At 39.8% G+C, this 24854-nt stretch carries 20 protein-coding genes; 14 read left to right on the top strand and 6 right to left on the bottom strand.

Annotation, left to right across the window (positions count from 1 at the left end; genetic code table 11):
* Positions 1 to 136: 136 nt before the first annotated feature.
* The 8 genes from F3G88_RS08220 to F3G88_RS08185 all read left to right on the top strand — a co-directional run bounded on the left by F3G88_RS08220 (position 137) and on the right by F3G88_RS08185 (position 10596).
* A complete protein-coding gene (locus F3G88_RS08220; protein WP_009294260.1) occupies positions 137 to 868 on the top strand; it encodes a phosphatidate cytidylyltransferase in 732 nt (243 codons plus the stop codon).
* Positions 850 to 1959, top strand: coding sequence for a 1-deoxy-D-xylulose-5-phosphate reductoisomerase (dxr, locus tag F3G88_RS08215; protein WP_149715860.1), 1110 nt, complete (start codon positions 850 to 852; stop codon positions 1957 to 1959). The genes F3G88_RS08220 and dxr overlap by 19 nt, the downstream gene beginning before the upstream one ends.
* Positions 1946 to 3181, top strand: coding sequence for a uracil-xanthine permease family protein (locus F3G88_RS08210; protein WP_103615950.1), 1236 nt, complete (start codon positions 1946 to 1948; stop codon positions 3179 to 3181). The genes dxr and F3G88_RS08210 overlap by 14 nt, the downstream gene beginning before the upstream one ends.
* Positions 3181 to 4479 (top strand): M99 family carboxypeptidase catalytic domain-containing protein, encoded by a 1299-nt coding sequence (locus F3G88_RS08205; RefSeq protein WP_149715859.1) that lies wholly within the window; start codon positions 3181 to 3183, stop codon positions 4477 to 4479. The genes F3G88_RS08210 and F3G88_RS08205 overlap by 1 nt, the downstream gene beginning before the upstream one ends.
* Positions 4476 to 5486: a tRNA (adenosine(37)-N6)-threonylcarbamoyltransferase complex transferase subunit TsaD gene (gene tsaD / locus F3G88_RS08200; RefSeq protein ID WP_149715858.1), complete on the top strand. Its 1011-nt coding sequence runs from the start codon at positions 4476 to 4478 to the stop codon at positions 5484 to 5486. The genes F3G88_RS08205 and tsaD overlap by 4 nt, the downstream gene beginning before the upstream one ends.
* A gap of 191 nt (positions 5487 to 5677) precedes the next feature.
* Positions 5678 to 6421: a hypothetical protein gene (locus tag F3G88_RS08195; RefSeq protein ID WP_103574629.1), complete on the top strand. Its 744-nt coding sequence runs from the start codon at positions 5678 to 5680 to the stop codon at positions 6419 to 6421.
* Between the two features lie 268 nt (positions 6422 to 6689).
* Positions 6690 to 8771, top strand: a complete 2082-nt coding sequence (locus tag F3G88_RS08190; RefSeq protein WP_103573875.1) for a dynamin family protein — start codon at positions 6690 to 6692, stop codon at positions 8769 to 8771.
* Positions 8764 to 10596, top strand: a complete 1833-nt coding sequence (locus F3G88_RS08185; protein WP_149715857.1) for a dynamin family protein — start codon at positions 8764 to 8766, stop codon at positions 10594 to 10596. The genes F3G88_RS08190 and F3G88_RS08185 overlap by 8 nt, the downstream gene beginning before the upstream one ends.
* Before the next feature lie 56 nt (positions 10597 to 10652).
* Here F3G88_RS08185 and F3G88_RS08180 read toward each other — a convergent pair whose 3' ends face one another.
* From F3G88_RS08180 to F3G88_RS08155, 6 genes are all read right to left on the bottom strand, one after another.
* Positions 10653 to 11552 carry a restriction endonuclease gene (locus F3G88_RS08180; RefSeq protein ID WP_149715856.1) on the bottom strand — a complete coding sequence of 300 codons (900 nt, stop codon included), beginning with the start codon at positions 11550 to 11552 and terminating at the stop codon, positions 10653 to 10655.
* A 374-nt stretch (positions 11553 to 11926) separates the two neighbouring features.
* Positions 11927 to 12646, bottom strand: coding sequence for a fumarate reductase iron-sulfur subunit (locus tag F3G88_RS08175; RefSeq protein ID WP_004317555.1), 720 nt, complete (start codon positions 12644 to 12646; stop codon positions 11927 to 11929).
* Complete coding sequence (locus F3G88_RS08170) at positions 12639 to 14657, bottom strand: fumarate reductase flavoprotein subunit (protein ID WP_107804740.1); 2019 nt, start codon at positions 14655 to 14657, stop codon at positions 12639 to 12641. The genes F3G88_RS08175 and F3G88_RS08170 overlap by 8 nt, the downstream gene beginning before the upstream one ends.
* 14 nt (positions 14658 to 14671) lie before the next feature.
* Complete coding sequence (locus F3G88_RS08165; RefSeq protein ID WP_035160410.1) at positions 14672 to 15370, bottom strand: fumarate reductase cytochrome b subunit; 699 nt, start codon at positions 15368 to 15370, stop codon at positions 14672 to 14674.
* Between the two features lie 119 nt (positions 15371 to 15489).
* Positions 15490 to 16305: a prolipoprotein diacylglyceryl transferase gene (lgt, locus tag F3G88_RS08160; RefSeq protein WP_149715855.1), complete on the bottom strand. Its 816-nt coding sequence runs from the start codon at positions 16303 to 16305 to the stop codon at positions 15490 to 15492.
* Between the two features lie 36 nt (positions 16306 to 16341).
* Positions 16342 to 16977, bottom strand: coding sequence for an IMPACT family protein (locus F3G88_RS08155; protein ID WP_149715854.1), 636 nt, complete (start codon positions 16975 to 16977; stop codon positions 16342 to 16344).
* 126 nt (positions 16978 to 17103) lie between these two features.
* On the opposite strand from F3G88_RS08155, the gene galU reads away from it, so the two are divergent.
* The 6 genes from galU to F3G88_RS08125 all read left to right on the top strand — a co-directional run bounded on the left by galU (position 17104) and on the right by F3G88_RS08125 (position 24669).
* Positions 17104 to 17925 (top strand): UTP--glucose-1-phosphate uridylyltransferase GalU, encoded by an 822-nt coding sequence (galU, locus tag F3G88_RS08150; RefSeq protein WP_009294249.1) that lies wholly within the window; start codon positions 17104 to 17106, stop codon positions 17923 to 17925.
* A complete protein-coding gene (locus F3G88_RS08145) occupies positions 17922 to 19142 on the top strand; it encodes a glucose-6-phosphate isomerase (protein ID WP_149715853.1) in 1221 nt (406 codons plus the stop codon). The genes galU and F3G88_RS08145 overlap by 4 nt, the downstream gene beginning before the upstream one ends.
* 3 nt (positions 19143 to 19145) lie before the next feature.
* Positions 19146 to 19691, top strand: a complete 546-nt coding sequence (locus tag F3G88_RS08140; protein WP_149715852.1) for a DUF1287 domain-containing protein — start codon at positions 19146 to 19148, stop codon at positions 19689 to 19691.
* 60 nt (positions 19692 to 19751) lie between these two features.
* On the top strand, positions 19752 to 21341 hold the full coding sequence (locus F3G88_RS08135) for an ABC-F family ATP-binding cassette domain-containing protein (RefSeq protein ID WP_149715851.1): 1590 nt from the start codon (positions 19752 to 19754) through the stop codon (positions 21339 to 21341).
* A 492-nt stretch (positions 21342 to 21833) separates the two neighbouring features.
* Entirely contained in the window at positions 21834 to 23234 is a 1401-nt protein-coding gene (locus tag F3G88_RS08130; RefSeq protein WP_103636910.1) for an aspartate ammonia-lyase, read from the top strand.
* A gap of 91 nt (positions 23235 to 23325) precedes the next feature.
* A complete protein-coding gene (locus F3G88_RS08125) occupies positions 23326 to 24669 on the top strand; it encodes an anaerobic C4-dicarboxylate transporter (protein ID WP_004317491.1) in 1344 nt (447 codons plus the stop codon).
* Positions 24670 to 24854: the final 185 nt, after the last annotated feature.

Here is a 24854-nt window from a genome sequence, read left to right as displayed (position 1 = left end):
GTAAAGCTCTATTAAACATCCTTCCGCGCTCGTATCAAATTTTCAAACACATTTTAAACCAAATTTCACTCTTATAAACGCCGTCTAAATTTTAAGTGTTATAATTACGGCAAAATAACGATTTTAAGGAGAGTGTATGTCTTCACGCATTATCACTGGCGTTTTGATGTTTGTTGCTATTTTGGTAGTTTTTTTTATAGATAATTATATTTTAAATTTTATTTTGCTTGGCGCTGTGCTTTACTTTGCCTTTAATGAGTCGCTCAAGCTTTATGGCATCGATCACAAACAACTAGTTTATGCAGCACTCGCATTTTACGTGCTTACATATTTTACAAATCCGATCTTCATCGCGATCCTAGCTATCATGCTGGTAGCATCTATCCTTGCGCATATAAAAAGCGAAAATTTAAAGCTAGTCGCCCCTTTTGTATATCCGACGACACCTATCTTTATGATGTGGATGCTCTACTCAGAGTATGGCATGGGCTATCTTGCGTGGCTTATCTTAAGCGTCGTTGCAAGCGATAGTGGCGCATTTTTCGTTGGCAAAGCCTTTGGCAAGCACCCATTTAGCCCAAGCTCACCAAACAAGACTATCGAGGGCGCAGTTGGCGGCGTGGTAGTAGGCACCATAGTTGGCTGCGTCGTTGGAAATTTCGTAACAGATGGATTTTTTCAAATTTTATTTTCAAGCTTTTTAGTCTGCGTCTTTGCGGTCTGGGGAGATCTCTTTGAGAGCTATCTAAAAAGACTTTGCGGTGTCAAAGACAGCGGCACACTTTTCCCAGGTCACGGCGGCATGCTTGATAGGATAGATGGCTATTTATTTGGCGTTGTTGCGCTACTTTGGTCGCTATCGTGGTAATACTTGGCTCAACTGGCTCGATCGGCAAAAATGCTCTAGCGCTCTGCGAGAAATTTAATGTAGAGGTTGAGGCGCTAAGCTGCGCTAAAAATGTTGATCTTCTAAACGAGCAAATTTTAAAATTTAAGCCAAAATTTGTCTGCGTGGGTGACGAAAAGCTAGCTAAAAATGTAAAAAACATTGAGGCCAAAAACATCTTTTTTGGTGAGACTGGACTGCTAGAAATGCTTGAAATTTCAAGCTCAAAAAAGGTGATAAACGCCCTTGTTGGCTTTGCTGGACTTGCTCCTAGTCTAAAGACACAAGCACTTGGTAAAAAGCTCGCACTTGCAAACAAAGAGAGCCTTGTGGTTGGCGGTAAATTTTTAAAAACAAGAGAAATTTTGCCCATTGATAGCGAGCATTTTGGGCTTAAATTTCTACTAGAAAACAAAACAACTCCAAGCAAGCTCATCATCACAGCAAGCGGTGGTGCATTTTATAAAAAGCCGATCAAATTTCTAAAAGATGCCACGCCAAGCGACGCGCTTAAACACCCAAACTGGGATATGGGCGCAAAGATCACCATTGATAGTGCGACGATGACAAACAAGCTTTTTGAGGTGATGGAGGCCTACTGGCTTTACGGCATAAAAGATATCGAGGCCGTGATAGAGCCAACCTCAGCCATCCACGCCATAGTCGAGTTTATCGACGGCTCAAGCACGATGCATCTCTCGCACACAGATATGAAGCTAGCTATCGCGCATGCTATCTTTGAAAAAGTTGAGCAAAATATCGTCTCGCACGCAAATTTACTTGATCTAAAAAATATTAAATTTCACAAGATCAGCCTTAAAAAATATCCAGTCTTTTCTCTAAAAGATGAAGTCTTAGCTAGTCCTGATCTAGGTGTCGTCATAAACGCTGCAAACGAGGTTGGAGTATTTAGTTTTTTAGAAAAAAAGTGCTCATTTTTAGATATCTCAAGGCTTATTTTGGGCTTGGCTAAGAAATTCAAAGATATAAAAATTTCAAGTGTAGATGAAATTTATGAAGTTGATAAAGAGGTTCGAGAATACGCAAAAAGGATGCTAAATGCAAAGGTATGAGGGGTATAAATTTGATCTTAGGCAAAGCTTGATCGGTGTGCAGTTTTTATTTGTCGCCTTTGGCGCGCTCGTGCTCGTGCCTATCCTTACGGGGCTTGATGCAAACGTAGCGCTCTTTACCGCTGGTCTTGGCACGCTGCTTTTTCAGCTAATAACTAGAAAAAACGTCCCGCCGATCTTTCTAGCAAGCTCGTTTGCCTTCATCGCTCCGCTTCAGTATGGCATCGAAAAATGGGGCATACCAGTGACTATGGGCGGCGTTATATTTGCTGGATTTTTCTACGTCGCGCTAAGTCTTGTGGTTCGCTTTGGCGGAGAGAAAATTTTGCATAAAATTTTGCCTCCAGTTGTCGTTGGTCCTGTCATCATGACCATAGGTCTGATACTAGCTCCAAATGCCGTCAAAATGGCTACTTCAGCTACTGAGACTTACACTCAAAACGTAGCGATGATCGTAGCAGCCACATCGCTTATAGCCACTATCGTTGTCATGATGCTAGGACGGGGGATGTTTAGGCTCATACCGATCCTGCTTGGCATCATCGCTGGCTACATCGTGGCTTACTGCTTTGGCATGGTTGATTTTAGCGCCATCGCAAGCGCCCCTTGGTTTAGAGTGCCAAGCTTTAGCGCACCAAAATTTGAAATCGAAGCGATCATCTATATGATACCTATCGCCATCGCCCCAGCGATCGAGCACATCGGCGATATGCTCGCTATATCAAACGTCACAAAAGAGGATTTTTTGAAAAATCCAGGTCTTAAAAACACCCTTTTAGGCGACGGTCTGGCCACCTCGCTAGCTGCTGCCTTTGGTGGTCCGCCAAACACCACCTACTCAGAGGTCACAGGCGCAGTTAGCCTTACAAAAGCGTATAATCCAGCGATCATGACCTTTGCAGCGATCACTGCTATCGTGCTAGCCTTCGTTGGCAAGCTTGGCGCGGTGCTCTCGACCATCCCAGCACCAGTCATCGGCGGCATCATGCTGTTACTTTTTGGCATCATCGCAAGCGTTGGCATGGAGACACTTATAAAAAACAGAGTAGATCTAGCCGATCCTAGAAATATGATAATCGTAGCCCTCATCTTTATCTTTGCCATCGGCGGCATGGTGCTTGACCTTGGAGCGGTTAAATTTTCAGGTATCGGACTTGGCGCGGTTACTGGTATAGTTTTAAATTTGCTTTTACCAAAAACAAAGCATTACGAAGGATATTAATGCGTAAATTTAGACTTTTTTTAGCAGCTCTAGCGGCTGTAAGCCTTGCAAATGCAAGCGCACTGGACTATGCACTTATCAAAAAAGGTGAGCCAAGTAGCAATACTATGCTCTTAATCGGTGGCATACAAGGCGACGAGCCAGGCGGCTTTTTGGCGGCCTCTATCGTGGCGACTGACTATAACATCACAAAAGGCTCGCTTTGGGTCGTGCCAAATTTAAATTTCCCAAGCATCATCGAGCGAAGCCGTGGCACAAAGGGCGATATGAATAGAAAATTTGCCCACGTCGATAAAGACGATCCAGACTACAACTCGGTGATGAAGATAAAAGACGTCATCACCGACAAAAACGTCACTCTCATCTTAAATTTACACGATGGCAGCGGATATTACAGAGATAAATTTATAAGCAAGGATGAAAATCCAGACAAATGGGGCAACACCTGCATCATCGACCAAAGCACACTGCCAGGCTCAAAGTACCCAGAGCTTGAAAGCATCGCATCAAGCGTAAAAGACGTGCTAAATAAGCACCTCATAGACCCAAAACACCAATATCACATCAAAAATACGCACACAGCGATGGGCGACAAAGAGATGCTAAAAAGCCTCACCTATTACGCTATCACGCAAAACAAGTCCGCCTTTGCAAACGAAGCTAGCAAAAATTTAAACGCCGAGCAAAGGACATATTATCACCTAGTAGCGATCGAGGAGTATATGAAAAAGGCTGGCATTAGCTTTACTAGGCCCTTTGAGCTTGATGTCAAAAGCGTGAAAAAAGCGATCGAAAAAGAGATCAGACTTGAGCTATTTGACAGCTACGCTCTTAGCCTTAAAAATTTAAAACCAGTTATAAGCTTCGTGCCATTTAAAAAGGGTGAGCTAAGCTACCACTCGCCAAATCCGCTAATCGCCGTCATAAAAGATAAAGATACTTACAAAGTGCAGTATGGCAACCGCTCTGTCACAAGGCTAAAGCCGCAATACTTCGAGTTTGCAAAGCCGCTTGATAAAATTTCTCTTTTGAGCGATGGCAACGAGCAGGAGCTAAAAAGCGGCGACAAATTTAGCGTTAAAAAAAGTTTTAAAGTAAAAACTCTCAAAAATGTGCGCGTAAATGTCATAGGATACGGCACTAAAAGCGTTGATGAGAGCGAGCAGGACATCGATAAAAACAGCCTAAACAAAAGCTATAGCATAGATAAAGATGGCAAAATTTATAGGGTCGAGTTTTACAAAAGCGAAAATGGCAAAGAGAAATTTGCTGGCATGATACTAGCGGAGTTTAGATGATACTTGGCATAGAAAGCAGCTGCGATGACAGCTCTGTTGCACTCATAGATGAAGGCACGCTGGAGCAAATTTATTATAAAAAGATCTCGCAAGAAGAGGAGCACGCTATTTTTGGTGGCGTGGTTCCAGAGCTTGCAGCAAGGCTTCATACAAAGGCGCTGCCAGCACTTTTAAATGATATCTTGCCAAATTTAAAAGATATAAACGCCATCGCCGTGACAAACGAGCCAGGGCTAAGTGTGAGCCTGATAGGCGGCGTCAGCATGGCAAAGGCGCTAAGCATCGCCCTAAATATCCCACTAATCGCCGTAAATCACCTAGTTGGTCACATCTACTCGCTATTTTTAGACCGCGAAGCCACCTTCCCACTTGGCGTTTTGCTAGTTAGTGGCGGACATACGATAATTCTTGAGATTAACGAAAATGGCGAGATTTTAGAGCTTGCAAGCACTAGTGATGATAGCTTTGGCGAGAGCTTTGACAAGGTGGCAAAGATGCTTGATCTTGGCTATCCAGGGGGTGCTGTGGTGCAGCAAAATGCACTTTTGTGTGAAGATAAAGATAGGTTTAAATTTACCGTCCCACTTCTTCACGACAAACGCCTTGAGTACAGCTTTTCAGGGCTTAAGAACCAAGTCAGAGTTGAAATTTCAAAGCTTGAAACTATCACACAAAAAGATATCGCAGATATTTGCTATGCCTTTGAAAATACAGCCTGCGAACACATCTTAAATAAGCTTGAAAAGGTTTTCAAGCTAAGAAATTTCAAGCGCTTTGGCGTGGTTGGCGGAGCAAGTGCAAATTTGAATTTACGCAAAAGGCTTGAAGCGCTTTGTCAAAAAAATGGGTGCAAACTTTTGCTAGCACCACTTCCGTTTTGCTCTGATAACGCGCTGATGATAGCAAGAGCTGGACGTGAGAAATACTTAAAAAAAGAGTTTGTAAGCCACAGCGAATTATCGATACATCCAAGGATTAGCTTTAAGAAATTTGAGCTAGATTTGTAAAATTCCTCAAAACCTTTTATTTAAAATCTTCTATTTTAAATTTTTAAAACAATACAAATTTGCGCTATTTCAAGCTTAAATTTTCTAAACTATTTTAATAAATTATATTTATGTAATTTATTTTAATAAAATCATAATAATTTAAACTTTAGTTTGGTACTATTTTGTCAAATTTACAAAAAGGTAAAATGATGAAAAAGGCTCTATTTCTAGGATTTAGCGCACTTTTATTATTAGTGGGCTGCAAGGAAAGCAATATAGGCATTGTTAAAAACTACATTTTAAAAAGTAACAAATCAATAACAATAGGCTCAGCGATAGATAGCTTTAAAGGCTGTACAAGCACCCAGTGGCAAGACATCAGTAGCGACGATAAAAAAGTGGTTAAAGTAAGCTGCGTGGTGGGCAAAAATGTGCTTGAAGATGAGTTTGAAAGAAAAAATAGCGGCTACATAAAAGCTCTAAATAACGCAAAAGCTGCTCAGCAAAAAAGAGTTGATAACAGCCTTGAGCTAGCACTTGATAGCGCAAATAGCATATTAAAAAGTGGCAAAAGCATAGATAAAGAGACTATTTTATCAATCGCGAACAAGCACTGTAAATTTGATCCGACGAAAGAAAGTGCTGGCTACCTAGCCTCTGTTAGCTGTGACCTTGAGTTTAAAAATGAGCTCGCTCAAAATTTAGATATCAAACAAAAATGGGTCTTTGACAACGTCGTAGCCCAAAGCAAATATGCCGCCTACTACTCACAAAAAGAGCCAGAAGTGATCTATTTTGGCAAAAATGCTAAAAAGGTAAATGAAAGGGTTATTGAGCTCACTTTCACGATAAATAGTGATAAAAGTGTGAGCATCTCAAAGGTAACGAAGATAGATGATGGTGATACTAAAGATATAAACCGCGGTTTGGTGGCGATGTTTTACGCAAGATAAATTTTGCTACTAAAATAAATATATTTAAGTTTAAAAGTATTACATTTTAAAAGCATGCTCTTGCTCATTTAGATAAGTGCAAATTAGCTATTTTAGAAATTAAAGTTGTATTTTACTTGTAACCAAAACTCGGTGCTTTTTAATACTATTTTTTGTAGCTGTGCGAAGTTCTCTTATATCCTTTTACTTGAGCGCCATCCTCATTTTTTTGATACCTTCATAAGTAAAAATTTAATAAAATCCCAAAATATCAACAAAAAGAGTCTTTATGGATGAGTTTTTAAAACAGGCTTGGCGCGCAAATAAAATTTACACAAATGCTGCTGCTAGCGTGCCATTTTACCCAGATCTGCTAGCTCTTCTTTTAGTTTGCGACGAGAAAAATTTAGATCAGTTTATGGTGCTTGATGAGTTTAGAGCGGTGCTAAAAAGGCTTAAAATCGAGCTTGATATATTTAGCATACAAAGTGCGCAGCTTGCGACTCTTAAAGCGCTAAACGAGGCTAAAATTTCAAGCGATGAGATATTAAAATACCTAGAAATATTGCGTGATGAAAAGATCATAGATAATGAGAAATTTGCCTTTTTAGAAAAGATCATAAGCAAAAACAAAGGCGCTGATGAGATTAAAATTTCTCATGTCAAGCCAAAAGATCACTTCCATAAAAACCTAGACTTTTTAAACGAGATAAACGAAAAAGCCAGCTTGCTTGATAATGAAAAAACATTTTTAGAGGCGCTTGTGGCAGCCAAAAAAAGATCAAACGAAACGCTTTTTAACATAGCTGCAAGTGGCGTCATAAACTCTGGCAAATCAACCCTTTTAAACGCTCTTTTAAACAAATCCGTCCTTGGTGCTTCAAACGTGCCAGAAACGATAAATTTAACCATTTTAAAATACTCCAAAGATAGCTTTGCGAGGGTAAATTTTTACACCTTAGATGAGCTTTTAGTGCTTGGTGTACCAAGCGAAAATTTACCAAGCGAAAGCGTAGATATCGGCATAGACGAGATAAAAAACTACACATCTTCAAGCTCAAAAACAGCAAATTTCGTAAAAAGCGTCGAGCTTTATGACGACTTGGAACTTTTAAAGGACAACGTCTGCATCATAGACACGCCAGGCATCGATGATGCGGTGATTCTAAGAGAGCAGATCACTACAAATTTTATGAAAAAGTGCGACCTTTTAGCTCACCTGATGAACGCCTCACAAAGTGCCACGCAAAAGGATGCGTTATTTTTGAAAAAATGCCTTGAAAACTCGCATATCGTAAGGCTTGCTGTGGTGCTAACTCACGCTGATGAGCTAAGCGCTAAAGAGCTAAACGAGACGCTAAACTACACTAAAAAAGCGATAGGCGAGCAGATAAATGGCGTGGAGATTGATTATTTTGCGCTTAGTGCAAAAAGCTACTTAGAAGGTGCTGCAAATAGCGGTGTAGAGGAGTTTAAAGACTATCTTTACGAGGTGCTTTTTGGCAAAAACTCTAAAAAATCAGCCCTTATTTTAAGCTCGTATCAAAAGGAGCTAAAAAATATCCTAAATAGCAAGCTTGAAGCCACTAAGGCTGAAATTTTGTCGCTCAAAGCTTATGAAGTGGAGCTTAAAAAGCTTCAAAATGAGCAGGCAAGCGTCAAAAACGCACTTAGTGAAAATTTCTCCAAACTTGAAAGTCTAACCAAAAACGAGCTTGCAAAGCTTGAAAGCAGCAATACCAAAAACATCTATAAAATGGGGCTTGAGACGCTTTTGCAAAATCTAAACGACAAGGTAAAAAGTGAGATAGCCTACTGCAAAAGCAAAAAGCAAAGCTTAAATTTTGAGCGCCTAGAGCAAATCGCAAAAACGACGCTTCGTGACGGTGTGATGGCACTTATGAGAGAGGCTAGAAACGAAACTTTGGTGCAAACAAAGGCGTGTGAGCAAAATATCGCTTTGAATTTTGATAATTACGCGATGAGTAAAGATGAGGTTTTTAACATCAATGACTTTTTAGAGCAAATGGGCGTAAAGCTTGAATTTAAGGAGCTTCTAGCTGCATTTAGAGCTAAAATTTCAAATGATGTAAGTGAAGCACTTTTATGCTTAAAAGAGGGCTTACTAAAAGATAAAAATATCTCTCAATTTTGTGAAATTTTAACTGATCATGAAAAAAATCGCCTTTTAAATCTCATAAAAACCTATGAAAGCGCTCAAAAAGCCACGCTTGATAAGAGGCTAAAAGAGCTAGACCATGAGCTAGAAAAGCTTAGCTCGCAAAATCAAAACTCACTTTTAAAACTAAAAGAGCAAAATGCCATGCAAGATGAAATTTGCTCGCTTTTAGGGGAGTTAGAAAATGTTTAACGAGTTTATAAATGCCTATAAGGCGAGATATTTTAAGGTTTTTACAAGCGACTTTAAAGGCGAGCTAGCAAGGCTGGTAAATGAGCTAAATGATCCAAGCCTGCACGCAAGCGATGAGATAAAAGAGAGCCTAAATTTACTAATCGACACTCTAAATGAGCCGCCTCTAATCGCCGTCATCGGGCAGTTTTCAAGTGGCAAATCAACATTTTTAAACGCTCTGCTTGGACAAAACATCTTGCCATCAGGTCTAACGCCTGTCACGGCAAAGGCTGTGCGGCTAAAATTTGCAAAGATGCCGCTTCTTAGCGTGAAATTTACAAATGGTAGCGAGAGCTTGCTTGCTAGCAGCGAGCTTGCAGAGCTAAACGCCATGAGCGAGCAGATAAAAAGCATGACACTTTATGCGCCAAGCGAAATTTTAAAAGAGGTAAATTTCATCGACACGCCCGGGCTAAACTCACTACGAGATGCCGACACGAAAGAGACCAAAAATACGCTAAAAAAGGTTTGCGGCGCGATCTGGCTAAGCCTCGCAAACAACGCAGCAAAGGCTAGTGAGCTTGAAAGCGTAGAAGAAATTTTAAGAACAAACGATCTAAAGGCGCTTTGCTTCATCAACCAAAAGGACAAGCTAAGTCTTGACGAGCTTGAAAGCTTGCTAAAGCACGCTAGGCAAACTTATGGCGAGCTTTTTGAAGATATCATCGCCATCTCGTCAAAGCAAGCACTCCTTGGCATCACAAATGAAAACAAGAGCGAGCTAGAAAGCTCAAATTTCGCTAAAGCACTAAGCGCGGTAAAAGAGGCATTTTTAAACACGAGCTTTAAAGAAAATTTCATAAAAGAAAGGGCGAAAAAGATAGTAAATTTTTTAATTAGCGAGCAAGAAAATCGCCTTAAAGTTTATAGTGCAGCTGGTGAAATTTTAGATAAATTTAATGCCACGCTTGAAGAAAAACTAGAAGCGATAAAAGAGGAGTTTAAGCCTAAAATCGCCCTGCGATACAGCGATATGAGCGAGGCTATCAAGCTTGCAAGTGATGAAGTTTTTAAGCTGCTTAAGCCATTTTCTAGGACAAAATTTAACCAAGCAAAGACGCTTTTAAACAAAGAAATTTATAAGCGCGAAAATTTTGAGATGATAAGCCTTGACACGGACGAGGTCTTTTCAAAGCTCATCTACGAAGATATCGTCTTTTCTAAATTTTTTAAACGCTACAAAAGAGACCTAAAAGAGCTTGAAAATGAGATTATATCGGCTTTTGATGAGCTTTATAAAAGCTTAGAAGATGAGCTTTTCGTTTATAAATCTCGCTATGAGAGCTTTAATCCATTTGATGAGTTCGCCTCAAACTACGAGACAAAATCGATAAATACCTACGCTGGCAGGACCTATGAGAATTTCTTAAGAGAGTATGAAAATGCCAAATTTAAGGCGACGCAAAAGATATCGCTCTTTTTTGAAAAGCTTGACGTAAAGGTTGCGTCAAACTACGAAAATGCGCTTAAACTTGCGGTTTATTTTCTAAAGCAAAAGATCGAAAACTCGCTAAAATCGCACCTGCAAATGGGCACACCACTTTACATCCCGAGCGCAAAAGAGGTTTTTGATCGCATGCTAAATGCCTTTAGTCTTTATGAATTTGACGATCTTATGTGCTCAAACAACTCTTTTTTAAATAAAACTTTGCTTGATATAAAGGCTGATTTTAATGAAATTTACACCCAAAAAATAGCGATGCTTGAACGCCTAAAAGCAAAACCAAAAGAGCAAATTTTAAAGCTAGAAAAACTGCAATGGAGTTCGGCGGTGTTAAAGTGAAATTTGACTTCAAACTGCGCGTGCTTGTCTTGCAAAGTTTAAAATCGCTAGCATTTTTAAAAATTATTTTCATCAAAAAAATCGGTGTCAATCTTACAAATTTCATATATCTGGCTTGTTTGAACGCCTACTTTATACTTTATCATTAGCTCAGCCAATCTGTCTCCATCTATCAAGACTACGCTAAAGTTTTGACTATCTTTGGCAAACGTTTGGGCCTCTTTTGTAAATTTTGCTGTAGAGATAAAGACGCCTTTTTTGGTATTTTTGTTTGAGATGGCGCCGATGAACTGCTGGATCTCTTGCCTGCCTATGTTGCTACCATCTTTATATCTCTTTGCTTGGATGTAAATTTTAGAAAGTCCAAGTTCGTCCTCGTCTATGATGCCATCTATCCCGCCATCTGGACCCTTGCTTGTAAGACTACCAGTGCCGTAACTCATCTTTTCTAAGAGTTTGGTCACAAGGTACTCAAAAAATCTAGGCTCTTTTTCTAATATGCTAGATAAAATTTCGCTTTTTAGATCCTCTTTTATCTTTTTAAGTGCCTCTTCTATATTGTCATCTGGCGTGTTTTCTATTGCTTCTTGTTTTTCTTGTTTTATCTCTTGTTTGTAAATTTCATTGTACCAAGATATAAATTTCTCTTTTGCGTCCTTGTCACTTATCAACTCTTTACCAAAATTTGTTATAGCAAATAAACTCCTGCCAACTTTTTGAAGAGGCATCCTTTTTGGCTTTGATTTGACTTGTGCGGTTGTAGACAGATATGATAAAGCCCAGCCAGTCCTGCTTACATAAATTAGAGTTCCACTTTTTATTTTTTGTAAAATTTCATCATCTGTTAGTCTGAAATACTCAATTATAAATTTAGAAATTTCTTTAGTATTTGCCTCTTTCTTTTGTGCTACAAATTCTAAAATGGGTAGCATCATCTCTTTATAGCTTGGTATCATTTTATATCCTAAAAATGAATTTGTTTGATGTCAAATTATATAAATTTTTACCAAAAAATTTCTTGTTTTTTACATTTTTATGGATATAATCACCGCATGAAATACGTAAGCCTAACAGAGTTTTTCTCTGAAAATATCAACTTATTTATAAACGTAATCGCTTCATTGTTTGCGCTATTTTTTTACTTTAGTACCGGAGTTGATCTTTTATTTTTTATTACTTTGCCGCTTGGCTATATAATGGGCATAGTCTTGTCGTTTCCGCTTTTAATATTTATCTTTTTCTTATTTGCAGCGCTAGATATTTGTATCTGTATCTTGGTGTCTGTTTGTAGAGTTTTTAAATAAATTTGGGGCTTTTTACAGCCCCTTTGCTACTTTATAGCAGCCATTTTTCTACGCATATAAGCTATGCGGCTTTGAAGTGGTAAGTGTTTTGGACAGTTGTCTTCGCAACCAAGCAAAGTCATACAACCAAATACACCATCATCATCGCCGATTAGCTCGTAAAAGTCCTCGTCAGTTCTCTTATCAAGTGCGTCTATCTTAAATCTAGCAACCCTGTTTAGACCAACAGCGCCGATGAAATCAGGTCTCATGATAGCTGTTCCACAAGATGCAACACAAATTCCGCACTCTATACAGCGATCAAGCTCGAAAACTTCTTGAGCGACTTCTGGCTCAACTTTCTCTTCAAGCTTAGAGATATCAGTCTCATGATCTGTGTGTATCCAGCTCTCGACGCGCTTACTCATAGCGTTCATCCAGTTACCAGTATCTACGCTTAGATCTTTTAGTAGTTTAAAGACTGGCAAAGGCATAAGCTCTATGACACCGCTTTCAAAGTCTTTTGTTAAGGTTCTGCAAGCTAGGCTTGGCTTGCCATTTACTAGCATGCCACAACTACCGCAAATTCCCGCACGACAAACGAAGTCAAAGCTGAGATCTGGATCAAATTTCTCACGAATTTGATTTAACGCGATAAATAGCGTCATACCATCAGTCTCTTCAAGCTCATAAGTCGCAAAATGAGGCTTTGAAACTTTGCTTAAAGGATTGTATTTAAAAGCTTTTATGGTTATTTTTCTACTCATTTCCTATACCTGCTCTTTCATTTGGTGCTTTATATTTTGGTTGAAGGTCATAGTGCATCAAAGCCTCTTGAATTTCTTGTCTGCTCTTGCCTTCTGCTTGCATTTTCTCGCGAATTTCATCGACCTCTTTTTGACGGATAGCACTGTTTGGATGCTCGATGATATTTCCTTTTGCACCATAACCTCTAAATGCTGGCGGCATCTCCATCTTCATGATATCAAGTGGCTCATAAGTGATAGTTGGCATAGTGTCGCCTTCTTTCCAGCTTGTAAGCGTTCTATTTAGCCAGTTAAGGTCATCTCTCTTTGGATAGTCTTCACGGCAGTGAGCGCCACGGCTCTCTGTTCTATCAAGCGCACCTTTTGCGATGCAAAGCGCTAGTTTTAGCATCTTTGGCACGCGGTAAGCCTCTTCAAGCTCTGGGTTGCCAAATAGTGCTTTGTTGCTTACTTTTACATCAAGTGACTCTTTGTAGAGTGCTTCAAGCTCTTTAACAGCAAGCTCTAGACCTTTGCCTGTTCTAAATATCGCAACGTGCTCCCACATTACCTCTTTCATCTTGTTTTTGATATCAAAGACGTTAAATTTACCCTCTTTTGTGACGAGGCTATTTAGATAGTCTTCTTGTTTTTTAACAAATTTCTCGATATCAGCTGTGTTTATCTCGATCTCGTGGTTAGCGCAATAATCTGCAAAATAATCACCAACGATCATACCAGCGACGACTGTCTCAGAAACTGAGTTACCACCAAGGCGGTTAAAGCCGTGCATATCCCAGCAAGCAGCCTCGCCAGCGCTAAATAGACCAGCTAGTGTTGGGCTCTCGCCAGTTGGTTTTGTCTTGATGCCGCCCATTGAGTAGTGCTGCATAGGTAGGATCGGCGCCCAGCCTTTGCCACGCTGATGTCCTGTCTCGTCAGTATATACTTCAGTGTCAGCAGGATCGATGCCGTTAAAAATTTCGCAAATTTCTTGAACGTCACGTAAATTTTTCTCGATGTGCTCGCGTCCAAGGATAGAGATATCAAGCCAAACGTGATAGCCATAAGGGCTAGGTACGCCTTTGCCTGCACGGATGTGCTCCATGATACGGCGGCTAACGACGTCACGGCTAGCTAGCTCTTTTTTCTCTGGTTCATAATCAGGCATAAAGCGGTATCCATCAACGTCACGTAAAATTCCGCCATCACCACGGCAACCTTCTGTTAAAAGAATGCCAGATGGGACGATCGGAGTTGGGTGAAACTGAACAGCTTCCATGTTACCAAGCTGAGCTACGCCAGTCTCAAGTGCGATCGCAGCGCCGATACCTTCGCAAACAACAGCGTTTGTAGTGTGTTTATAAACTCTACCATAACCGCCAGTTGCTATAAGTGTGCCTTTTGAAACATAAGCTGTGATCTCGCCATTTACCAGATCACGAACGATCGCGCCGTAACAGCGGTTATTTTGGTGTATCAAAGCGATCGCCTCTTTGCGGTCGTGAATTTCTACATTGTGCTTAAGCGCTTCGTTTGCAACAGCAAAAAGCATGGTGTGACCAGTTGCATCAGCTGTGTAGCAAGTTCTCCATTTTTTTGTACCACCAAAGTCACGTGAGTGTATAAGGCCATGAACCTCTTCTTTTTCAACGATAGTTGTCTTTTGAGCGTTGATGATAGCGCTTCTTTCACCTTTTGTGATCCTAGTCCAAGGCACGCCCCAAGCCGCAAGCTCTCTAATAGCTTTTGGAGCAGTTTGACAAAACATACGTGCAACTTGTTGATCGCAACCCCAGTCGCTACCTTTTACTGTGTCAGCAAAGTGTACATCTTCGTTATCGCCTTCACTCATTTTAGAGTTACCAAGGCTTGCTTGCATGCCGCCTTGTGCAGCAGCAGAGTGAGAGCGTTTTACAGGGATGAGGCTCAAAACTACGGTGCTTAAGCCCTTTTCTCCAGCAGCCACAGCAGCTCTAAGACCAGCTAGACCGCCACCAATTACCAATGCGTCATAATATTTTACATTCATCTTCTAGCTCCTTTTTAATGGCTGATCCACACGAAATCAGCGATCAAAGCGATCACAGCAAGTATGCCATAAATGACAAATACAACTGTCTTTGCCTTATTTCTTTTGGCAAACATTTCGTGTTTATTTACGCCATCAATGCTTACCCATTTGACATATAAGCGGTACATGCCAACGCTAGCGTGAACGACCATGAAAACAAGTAGTGCGAAGTAGAAAATTTCTAGTTTGTGAAAAGCAGCAGCTGATTTGTCGGCAGTGATATGTCCGCCAAAGATGATGTCGATGAGGTGGGCGCTTGCTGCAAAAAATAGAGCAAAGCCTGTTAAAAACTGGAACCACCAAAGTGTGGTATCAAGGTGCTTCATGCGGTCTTTATGGCCTCTAAACATTAAATATTGTCTGTAATTTGCAGGAAATTTTCTCATTGCCAAGAAGGCGTGAGTTACAAAAACTACAAAGATAACAGCAGCTATAACATTTGTGATCCACCAAGTAGCCTCGCCAAATAAAAATTTAGCCTCTGCAAATCCTACGACAGCGTTAAATGCGTCTTTGCCAAGTAGTATAGTAGAAGTAAAAACCATATGGCACAATATAAAACAGGCTAGAATAAATCCTGTAATACTTTGCCATCTATCCCAAGCGGCTGGAGTGCGGCTTTTTTTGCCGTCCGACCGTTTCCCCAAAAAACCTTCTATAAGCCCGGTCATGAGCCCTCCTAAGAAATTTGAAATAAGTTATCATTTCTTAATACTAATTTAAACATTAGCATTAATTGATAAAGCTAATGTTATCAGAACTTTACTTTAATAAATTTTAAATATTGACATTAAATTTTCGTAAAACTCTTATAAAGTTTAATATAGACAAAAATTCCGAGCCCACACATAATAAGTGATAAAATTTGCCCCATTGATAGACCAAAGATAATAAATCCAAGTCCAGAATCAGGCTCTCTGTAAAATTCACAAATAAATCTTGCAAATGTGTATAAAATGGCGTAAAGTGCTATGAGCTCGCCATTAAATTTCTTATATTTTCTATATAAAAATAAAATGACGAAAATAACTAAACCTTCTAAGAATGCCTCGTAAAGCTGGCTTGGATGTCTTGGCTGACCAAAGACATTTATCGCCCAAGGCACGTCTGTAACCCTGCCAAAAAGCTCTTGATTTAAGAAATTTCCTATCCTGCCAAAAGTGTAGCCAAAAGGTATGCAAATAGCGCAAAGATCAAGCAGCTGCCATGCGTTTTGCTTATATCTTTTGCAAAATAAAATCGTCGCTAACAAAAAGCCAACCACAGCGCCGTGATAGCTCATGCCGCGAATTCCTATAAACTCGCCGTTGTGGATTGGATTAAAAATTTGCCAAGGCTGCGTTAGATAGTAGCTTGCTTCACCAGAATAGACTAAAACCCAGCCAAGTCTAGCGCCTAAAATAACGCCTATCTCTACCCAAAAAAAGTAGTTGTCTAAAAGTTGATTTGAGATAGGGATATCATCCTTTTTAACGAGATATTTTGCCATGGCAAGCGCCAAAACAAGGGCTAAAATATACATAAGTCCATACCAGTGCACGCTAAAGCCAAAGACGCTAAAGGCGACTGGGTTAAAGTGGTTATAAATGTCGTTCCAAATTTCCATTTTTTACTTTCTTTTTAAATTTGTGCGATTTTACAATTAATAAATAAACAGCGCTTTGCTGCCAAGTGGCAAGGCTAGAAATTTAAACTCGCTTGCTTCAAATTCTTTGCAAAATTTAAATAGCTCGGCAAACTCGGCTTCGTTTAAATTTACGCTCCAGATCGCTCCAAGGTCATTAAATTCTCTTTCAAACTCACTTAAATTTTTAGTAGCAAAGTAGTGCTCAAAGCGGCTCATTAGCGAAAATGGCGTAAAAAATTTAACCTCATCTTTTATCTCAAATTTCATTACGCCACCATCTTTTATGGCTTCATTTATCGCTTCATTCACAGCCCCTGAGTAGGCTCTGACAAGCCCTCCAGTGCCAAGCTTTATCCCACCAAAGTAGCGAACTATCAAGACCCCAACATTTATAAGCCCCGCCCCTCTTAGCGCATTTAGGCTTGGCTGGCCGCTAGTGCCCTTTGGCTCGCCGTCATCACTTTGATTTTCAACGATTTGTCCGTATTTGTTTAGCTCCCTTGTCGCCCAAACTACGTGAACAGCCTTAAAATGCTCCTCTTTTAGGTGTTCGTGCAAGCTTTTAAACAAGCTTATCGGGCACAAAAATGCTAAGAAATTTGACTTTTTTATATCAAGCTGGGCTTTAAAAATCCTATCAATCGTCTGCAAATTTGCTCTTTTTTTAAAATTTCAAAAATCTTATCAATTTGCTAATTAAAGCCTTGTAAATTCAGACAAATTTATATTATTAAGGAAAAGATAGTAGAATTTTGCAATTTTTCATGAAGGACTAAAATGATACAAACTTGCCTATTTCCAGCGGCTGGATATGGAACGAGGTTTTTACCAGCTACAAAATCGCTCCCAAAAGAGATGTTGCCGATCCTTACAAAACCGCTCATTCACTACGGCGTTGATGAGGCGCTTGAGGCTGGCATGGATAATATGGCCTTTGTCACAGGACGCGGAAAAAGGGCGCTTGAGGACTATTTTGACATCAGCTACGAGCTAGAAAAAGAGATCGCAGGCAGCTCAAAAGAGTCACTACTTAGCGAAGTTAGAAATTTAATGAGCTCATGTACATTTTCATTTACTAGGCAAAATGCTATGAAAGGGCTTGGACACGCCATTTATACGGGCAAAACTCTAGTTCGAGATGAGGCATTTGGGGTTATTTTGGCAGATGATCTATGTATAAATGAAAATGGCGAGGGCGTGCTTTCGCAAATGGTTAAAATTTATGAAAAGTATCGCTGCAGCGTCGTTGCAGTGATGGAGGTGCCAAAAGAGCAGACCAAATCTTATGGCGTCGTAAGCGGTAGGTTTATAGAAGATGATCTCATAATGGTCGATGATATGGTTGAAAAGCCTGATCCTGCCGAGGCTCCGACAAATTTAGCGATAATTGGACGCTATATCCTAACGCCAGATATTTTTAACATCTTAGAGCGAACAAAACCGGGCAAAAACGGCGAAATCCAGATCACAGACGCACTAAAAACGCAGGCAAAAGATGGCATGGTGCTAGCTTATAAATTTAAGGGCAAGAGGTTTGACTGCGGCAGCATCGATGGCTTTGTCGAGGCTACAAATTTCTTTTACGAGCGCAGTAAATGATAGATACTTCATTTAAATTTAACTTTGCAAGCAGCGAGGTCATCGACTCTTACGCCAAACGCATAAATGATGAGTACGAAAGCGGCGAGATAGGCTACTACCATCTACCAGCTCTTGGGCAAAATTTACTTGGCGAGACCCGGGAGTATGAAAAGGGGCTAGCTCATATCAAAAATGTAGTACTTGTTGGCATTGGCGGCAGCAGTCTTGGCGTAAAGGCGCTAAAATCAATGCTTGATGGCACAAAAGGGATAAAAAGAGAGCTTTTATTTTTAGATAACGTCGATCCTTGTAGCTACAAAAGCACGCTTGATGGGGTTAAATTTGACGAGACACTTTTTATAATAAGCTCAAAATCAGGCAACACGATCGAGACGATCACTATTTTTAAGTGCTTGCTTGATGACTTTAAGCCTCAAAATTTAGGCAAAAATTTTCTCATCATAACTGATCCAGGCACAAATTTAGAAAATTTTGCCAAAGAAAATGGGATCAAATTTTTTAATATCCCAAAAAACGTTGGCGGGAGATTTAGCGTACTAAGTGCGATCGGCCTTGTGCCTCTTGGTATCTGTGGCTACGATATAAAGGCGCTACTGGAGGGCGCGCTTGCTTGCAAGAAGCAATACATCGAGCAAAAAGATAGCTCAATAGTCGCTAAAGCCTACCACTACGCTACTAGCAGAAACGCCAGCATAAATGTCATTTTTAGCTATTGTGATAGATTTTTTGAATTTAATGACTGGTACGTGCAGCTTTGGGCTGAGAGTCTTGGCAAAAAACGAGGCTATAAAAGGGTCGGCCTTACGCCAGTTGGACTTGTCGGCAGCCGCGATCAGCACAGCTTTTTGCAGCTTATCATGGACGGCGTAAAAGATAAGAGCGTGACATTTATAAAGATAAAAGATCACGCAAGCGACAAGACTATACCAAGCTTAAGCCTAAAAGGGCTTGAAGAGTGCGATTTTGTGGCGGGTCTAAGCCTAAATGAGCTTATAAATTTGCAGTGCGACGCGACGGCTATGGCGCTGGTGCAAGAGGGCATAAGTGTCGATACGATCACGCTTGAGAGGCTTGATGAGTTTCATGCTGGCTGGCTCATTTTTTACTACGAGCTATTAACCTCGGCTACTGGTATCATGCTAGGCATCAACACCTACGATCAGCCAGGCGTTGAGATAGGAAAACGTATCTTAAAAACCATGCTTTTAAAGTAGAAAATGAAAAAATTTCTACTTTTAGCTCTTTTTGCCACGCAAATTTTTGCCTTTTCGGCGAGTAAATTTGTAAATGACGCTAGGTCGCAGATCGGCGTGACACTCAGTTACGATCCAAGCTACGAAAGACTTGCCTATCCTATGGGCGACGTGGATATCAAAAAGGGCGTTTGCACTGACGTTGTGGTAAGAGCTTTGCGGCATCAGGATATGGATCTGCAAAGGCTCATTTTTGAAGATATGAGTAAAAATTTTTCAGTTTATCCTAAAAAATGGGGCCTTAAAAAGGCTGATAAAAACATCGATCACAGGCGTGTTTTAAACATCGCTACCTATCTAAAAAGAAAAGGTTTTGAGGCCAGAGATGATAAATTTCTGCCAGGGGATATCGTCACTTGGATGCTGCCAAGAAATCTACCTCACATCGGCGTGATCTCAGATAAATTTTATGCCAAAACACCGCTTGTCATCCACAATATCGGCTCTGGCGTGCAAGAAGAAAACATACTTTATAGCTACAAGATTACAGGGCATTTTAGACTAAAGTAGCAAATGGCTTTTTAATCAAATTTTAGGCAAAATCGCAAAAAATAAATTCAAGGAAAAATAATGTTAGAAGTTAGGGGACTTACTCAAAGATTTGCAAGCAGTTTGCTATTTGAGGATGTAAATTTAAAGCTAAATCGCCACAACAGATACGGACTAATCGGCGCAAATGGCGCTGGTAAATCGACATTTTTAAAAATTTTAAGCGGAGCTATCGAGCCAACTAGCGGCGAGATCATCATAGAAAATGGACTAAAGGTTGGCGTGCTTGGGCAAGATCAGTTTGCGTTTGAAAATTTCACTCTAAAAGATGCGGTGCTTTATGGTAACAAACGCCTATATGACGCTGTCAAAGAGAAAGAAAAGCTCTATATGAGCGAGGAATTTACAGATGAGATAAACGAGCGCTTAAGCGAGCTTGAGATGATAAGTGCCGAGGAGGATCCAAGCTACGAGTACGAGACTAGGATAGAAAAAATCCTAAGCTCGCTTGGGCTAAATGAATTTGATAAGCTCATGAGCGAGGTCGAAAACTCAGATAAAGTTAAGGTTTTGCTAGCTCAAGTGCTCTTTCCAAAGCCAGACATCTTGTTCTTAGACGAGCCGACAAACAACCTTGACATAGACGCGATCGCATGGCTAGAAAACGAGCTAAACCGCCACGAGGGCACGCTTGTGGTTATCAGTCACGACAGACACTTTTTAAATAGAGTTTGCACAAACATTTTGGATGTGGATTTTAAGAAAATTCGCGAGTTTTCAGGCAACTACGACGACTGGTATATGGCTGCAAATTTGATCGCAAAGCAGCATGAGATGGAGCGTGATAAGAAGCTAAAAGAGAAAGAGGAGCTGGAGAAATTTATAGCGAGATTTTCAGCAAATGCGAGCAAGGCAAAGCAGGCGACCTCACGCGCAAAACAGCTTGAAAAACTAGATATCGCAGAGATCGCAGTCTCAAGCAGGCGTGATCCTAGCATACTATTTCGTGCAAACCGCGAGATAGGCAATGAGCTAATAGAGCTTAAAAACGTAAGTAAGAAATTTGATGATAAGGTGATATTTGAAAACTTTAACTTTAAGCTCGAAAAGGGCGACAAGCTAGCCATCATCGGTCATAACGGCGTTGGCAAAAGCACACTTTGTAAGATCATAATGGGCGAGATAAAACCTGACGCGGGCGAGGTGCATATAGGCGCGACCATCGAGCTAGGGTATTTTGCGCAAGATACGGTAAATAAGATAGATGGCGAGCTAAAGCTATATGAATATTTGCAAGATGCCAAAAACAAGGACATCGACGAGATCAGAAAGTGCCTTGGCAGGATGCTCTTTAGCGGTGCCGAGCAAGAAAAGGCAGTCGGAGCGCTAAGCGGTGGCGAAAAACACCGAGTAAGACTAGCTCAGCTCATGCTTCACAGGCCAAATTTACTTGTCATGGACGAGCCAAACAATCACCTCGATCTTGAGGCTATCATCGCACTTGGCGAGGCGTTTTATAACTTTAGTGGCTCAGTCATCTGTGTGAGCCACGACAGGGAGCTTATAGACGCATTTGCAAATAGAATTTTACACCTAAAAGGCAATGGTGAGGTCGTTGATTTTAAAGGCACATACGAAGAATACAGAGCAAATTTAGGCCTTGAAGGCTAAATGCTCACTTTGCCTCTAGTTTTTCTAGAGGCAGTTTAAATTTACCCATTTAAATTTACTACCCAAAGCGAATTTGTAATTTTTGGTAGAACTGCAAATTTTAAATTTTCATCATATAAATGTGTCACGAAGTAATATTATAAAGAAAATTTAACTTAGAATTTTTACTTTACTATTTTGATAACTTTGAATTTATATTAATATTTTGTTAAATTTTCTCAAAAATGGCTTTTAAACTTAAAGTGTAGGATAAATCTGAGCTGATTTGACCCTTTTTATATAATAAAAAAGTGATATTATTAGTAATATAACAATTTAGACAAGTAAATTCCTAAAAATTAGCTTAAATATGAAATATAATTTTCTTTCAAAGAGCGCCATATCAAGTCAAAAGCTTAAAACTTAAAAAAAATAAGTAGTCATTAATATTTAAAATCTCAAATACCTATATAATTTCACTCGGTAACAAATTTTTACTAAGGAGAAGCTGTTATGGCAACCAGAAAAGAACATGATTTTATTGGCGAGTTGGAAATTTCTGACAATTTTTACTATGGCATCCAAACATTTAGGGCTACTGAGAATTTTCACATGAGTGGTAGAACATTAAAAGAGTATCCATACTTTGTAAAGGCATTTGCACAGATCAAAAAAGCTGCTGCACTTGCAAATAAAGAGGTTGGTGTTTTAGATCCAAAGATAGCTGATGCTTTGGCAAAAGCTGCTGATAGAGTAATAGCTGGCGAGTTTTTAGATCAATTTGTCGTTGATATGGTTCAAGGTGGCGCAGGAACAAGCACAAATATGAACTCAAACGAGGTTATCACAAACATCGCACTTGAGAGCCTCGGTCACAAAAAAGGCGAGTATCAATACATCCATCCAAATGACCACACAAACCTTGGACAAAGCACAAATGATACTTATCCAAGCTCTATTAAAGTAGCAACTTATGCAAAACTTACTGACTTGCTTGCTGCTATGAATTTACTAAAAGATGAGCTTGAGAAAAAAGCAAAAGAATTTAAAGATATCATCAAAATGGGTAGAACAGAGCTTGAAGATGCTGTCCCTACAACACTTGGCAACACATTTAACGCATTTGCAAGCTACATCAAAAGTGATATCGAAAAGATCACAGCTGCACGCGAAGCTATGACATACCTAAATATGGGTGCAACTGCGATTGGTACAGGTATCAACTGCCACCCAGAGTATAAAAATGTAGTTGTTAAAAAACTAAAAGAGATCACTGGCGTTGATTTCAAAAAAGCTGATGACTTCATCGCTGCTACACAAGACACTGCGGACTTCGTTCACGTAAGTGGCGCGCTTAAAACAGCTGCTGTTAGACTTTCTAAAATAGCAAATGACTTAAGACTAATGAACTCAGGTCCAAGATGCGGTCTTGGCGAGATAAATTTACCTCAAATGCAACCAGGCAGCTCAATCATGCCAGGTAAGGTAAATCCAGTTATTGCTGAGGTTGTAGGTGAAGCTTGCTATGAGGTTATCGGCAACGATGTGACTATCATGCTTTGCTCTGAAAGAGGCGAATTTGAGCTAAATGCGTTTGAGCCAGGCATCGCTTATGCACTATTTAACTCTATATTTATCCTTGAAAATGCTATGAAAACACTAGCCCAAAAAGCTATCAAAAAACTTACAGCAAATCCTGAGGCTTGCTTAAAATCAGTTCTTGGCTCAGTTGGTATCGTAACAGCGTTTAACCCATATATCGGTTACGAAAAATCAGCAAGTATCGCTAAAGAAGCCCTTCAAACAGGCAAAGCAGTTGGCGATATCTGCCTAGAGAGAGGCTATCTAAGCAAAGAAGAGATCGATAAGATTTTAGAGCCTAAAAATATGCTAAATCCGAGCATGGTTAAGTAAAATTTTAAGCAAAGTATTATTAAAAGCGTGCCAAAATTCTGACACGCTTAAGTGGTGATTTTAGTAATAAAATTTAATAAAGGAGTTTTCGATGGATATAATGCTGATCTTACAGATTATAGTCCTATTTGGCGGCATCTATCTTGGTGTCAAACTAGGTGGTATGGGCGTTGGCTACGCAGGTGGTCTAGGCGTTGTGATACTTGCTTTACTTGGTATGAAAGTCGATATGAAAGATATCCCTATGGATGTTATCTTGATCATCGCTTCAGTTATCTCAGCGATCACAGCTTTGCAAGTTGCTGGCGGACTTGACTATTTAGTTCAAGTAGCAACAAAAATTTTACGCAAGAACCCAAAACAAATCAACTTTCTTGCTCCGATAGTTACTTACTTTTTAACTATCCTTGCAGGAACTGGACACACTGCGTTTTCTATGATCCCTGTTATCGTTGAGGTTGCAAAAACTCAAAACATCAAACCTTCAGCTCCACTTGCGCTTTCAGTTGTCTCTTCTCAAGTAGCGATCACTGCGAGCCCTATCTCAGCTGCATTTGTTGCTATGAGTGGTCTATGCGAGAAGCTAGGTGTTAGCTATCCAGTGTTGCTATTTATTTGTATATCAACTACATTTGTAGCGATGATTATCACTGCGTTTATTATCAATAAATTTTACGATCTTGACCTTTCAAAAGATCCTATCTATCAAGATAGACTTGCAAAAGGTTTGGTTGCAGAGGTTAAGGATGTCGAGTATCACGAGCCAAAACCATACGCAAAAAGATCAGTTGCTATCTTTGCAGTTGGTGTTTTGATCGTTGTTTGCTATGCGCTATATATCTCAAAGAGCTTAGGTCTTGTAGAAAAACCTATCCTTTCAAGAGATGCAGCTATCATTAGCTTCATGCTAACTATCGGCTTTACGATAGCAGTAGCATGCAAAGTTGAGACAGGCAAACTTCTTTCAACTAGCACTTTTCAAAGTGGTATGAATGCGTGCATCTGCGTTGTTGGTATCGCATGGCTTGGTACTACATTTGTTAATGGACACCTTGACGCTATCAAAGAGGCTGCAAAAGACTTCGTTACTCAGTATCCATTTATCCTAGCTGTTGCGCTTTATTTCTTAAGCTGCTTGCTATACTCACAAGCTGCTACAACAAAGGTTATGATGCCTGCTGTTGCTGCTGCTCTTGGTATGACAAGCCCTGAAAATTCAGGTCAAATTTGGATACTTGTAGCTTCATTTGCTGCAGTTTCTGGTCTATTTGTATTGCCAACATATCCTACAACACTAGGTGCGATAGCGATGGACGATACAGGAACTACAAGAGTTGGCAAATTTGTATTTAACCACTCATTCTTCATCCCAGGAACTATAATGGTTGCATTATCAGTTATCCTTGGATTTATAGTAGCTCCAGTTCTTATATAAAACTTAAGCCGAGATCTCTCTCGGCTTTTTAATCCACTTTAAATTTTCAATTTTTTATATCAAATTCTTAAATAATATCTCTTTTTAAATTTAATTTTTTCATTTTTATAAATCACGCAAAAATCACGCAAAAATCGCGCTAAAATTTAATCCATCTTAATTTATCATTTTTAAAATTTGCTCTA

This window comes from Campylobacter concisus (assembly GCF_902460675.1).
GTDB lineage: Bacteria > Campylobacterota > Campylobacteria > Campylobacterales > Campylobacteraceae > Campylobacter_A > Campylobacter_A concisus_AJ.
This window is presented reverse-complemented; position numbering and strand designations above follow the sequence as displayed.

What these genes read in the sequence shown, in the direction of transcription:
- F3G88_RS08220 (WP_009294260.1), top strand. Translation starts at nt 137, where the DNA reads ATGTCTTCACGCATTATCACTGGCGTTTTGATGTTTGTTGCTATTTTG.
- F3G88_RS08210 (WP_103615950.1), top strand. Translation starts at nt 1,946, where the DNA reads ATGCAAAGGTATGAGGGGTATAAATTTGATCTTAGGCAAAGCTTGATC.
- F3G88_RS08205 (WP_149715859.1), top strand. Translation starts at nt 3,181, where the DNA reads ATGCGTAAATTTAGACTTTTTTTAGCAGCTCTAGCGGCTGTAAGCCTT.
- tsaD (WP_149715858.1), top strand. Translation starts at nt 4,476, where the DNA reads ATGATACTTGGCATAGAAAGCAGCTGCGATGACAGCTCTGTTGCACTC.
- F3G88_RS08195 (WP_103574629.1), top strand. Translation starts at nt 5,678, where the DNA reads ATGAAAAAGGCTCTATTTCTAGGATTTAGCGCACTTTTATTATTAGTG.
- F3G88_RS08190 (WP_103573875.1), top strand. Translation starts at nt 6,690, where the DNA reads ATGGATGAGTTTTTAAAACAGGCTTGGCGCGCAAATAAAATTTACACA.
- F3G88_RS08185 (WP_149715857.1), top strand. Translation starts at nt 8,764, where the DNA reads ATGTTTAACGAGTTTATAAATGCCTATAAGGCGAGATATTTTAAGGTT.
- F3G88_RS08180 (WP_149715856.1), bottom strand. Translation starts at nt 11,552, where the DNA reads ATGATACCAAGCTATAAAGAGATGATGCTACCCATTTTAGAATTTGTA.
- F3G88_RS08175 (WP_004317555.1), bottom strand. Translation starts at nt 12,646, where the DNA reads ATGAGTAGAAAAATAACCATAAAAGCTTTTAAATACAATCCTTTAAGC.
- F3G88_RS08170 (WP_107804740.1), bottom strand. Translation starts at nt 14,657, where the DNA reads ATGAATGTAAAATATTATGACGCATTGGTAATTGGTGGCGGTCTAGCT.
- F3G88_RS08165 (WP_035160410.1), bottom strand. Translation starts at nt 15,370, where the DNA reads ATGACCGGGCTTATAGAAGGTTTTTTGGGGAAACGGTCGGACGGCAAA.
- lgt (WP_149715855.1), bottom strand. Translation starts at nt 16,305, where the DNA reads ATGGAAATTTGGAACGACATTTATAACCACTTTAACCCAGTCGCCTTT.
- galU (WP_009294249.1), top strand. Translation starts at nt 17,104, where the DNA reads ATGATACAAACTTGCCTATTTCCAGCGGCTGGATATGGAACGAGGTTT.
- F3G88_RS08145 (WP_149715853.1), top strand. Translation starts at nt 17,922, where the DNA reads ATGATAGATACTTCATTTAAATTTAACTTTGCAAGCAGCGAGGTCATC.
- F3G88_RS08140 (WP_149715852.1), top strand. Translation starts at nt 19,146, where the DNA reads ATGAAAAAATTTCTACTTTTAGCTCTTTTTGCCACGCAAATTTTTGCC.
- F3G88_RS08135 (WP_149715851.1), top strand. Translation starts at nt 19,752, where the DNA reads ATGTTAGAAGTTAGGGGACTTACTCAAAGATTTGCAAGCAGTTTGCTA.
- F3G88_RS08130 (WP_103636910.1), top strand. Translation starts at nt 21,834, where the DNA reads ATGGCAACCAGAAAAGAACATGATTTTATTGGCGAGTTGGAAATTTCT.
- F3G88_RS08125 (WP_004317491.1), top strand. Translation starts at nt 23,326, where the DNA reads ATGGATATAATGCTGATCTTACAGATTATAGTCCTATTTGGCGGCATC.